General features: G+C 58.6%; 1 protein-coding gene. It reads left to right on the top strand.

Annotation, left to right across the window (positions count from 1 at the left end; genetic code table 11):
- Positions 1 to 642: AMP-binding protein (locus tag KPG66_RS17330; RefSeq protein WP_237071677.1), on the top strand; the 642-nt coding region annotated here is incomplete at both ends.

Raw genomic sequence — 642 nt, 5'->3', positions numbered from 1 at the left:
GCCGTATCAAGCGCAAGCGTCTATTCCGATAGGCACGCCACTGGATAACGCCAGAGCCTATGTTTTAGACGCATGCTTGCGTCCGGTGCCGGTTGGCGTAGTGGGGGAATTGTATATAGCCGGTGAGGGCGTGGCCAGGGGGTACTTCAACCGACCGGGATTGACCGCCGAGCGTTTCATTGCTAACCCGTTCGATGCGAGCGGTACGCGGGTGTACCGAACGGGCGATCTGGCGTACTGGCGCTCGGATGGCGCGCTGGAGTTTATCGGCCGGGCGGACCAGCAGGTTAAGGTTCGGGGCTTTCGAGTGGAGTTGGGTGAGATTGAGGCGGTGCTTCAGCATCACCCGGCCGTCGCGCAGGCTGCGGTGATTGCTCGAGAGGATCAGGGCGGGAGCCAACAACTGGTTGGCTATATCGTGCTTGACCAAGTGCCTGTCGAGCGAGACTTTGCGACGGAGGCGGAGCAAGTCGAAGCATGGCAGAAGGTCTACGATACGTACTATAAAGACGACGCGGACTATGCATTTGGTGAAAACTTTAATATCTGGAAGAGCAGCTACGATGGTCAGCCGATTCCGTTGTCGGACATGCAAGCGTGGCGCGCGGATGCGGTCACACGTATTCGTGAGTTGCAACCGCG

Origin of the sequence: Mycetohabitans sp. B2, assembly GCF_021733735.1 — a bacterium.
GTDB classification, from domain to species: Bacteria; Pseudomonadota; Gammaproteobacteria; order Burkholderiales; family Burkholderiaceae; genus Mycetohabitans; species Mycetohabitans rhizoxinica.
The sequence above is the reverse complement of the archived record's forward strand: the minus strand, read 5'-3'. Positions and strand labels throughout refer to the sequence as shown.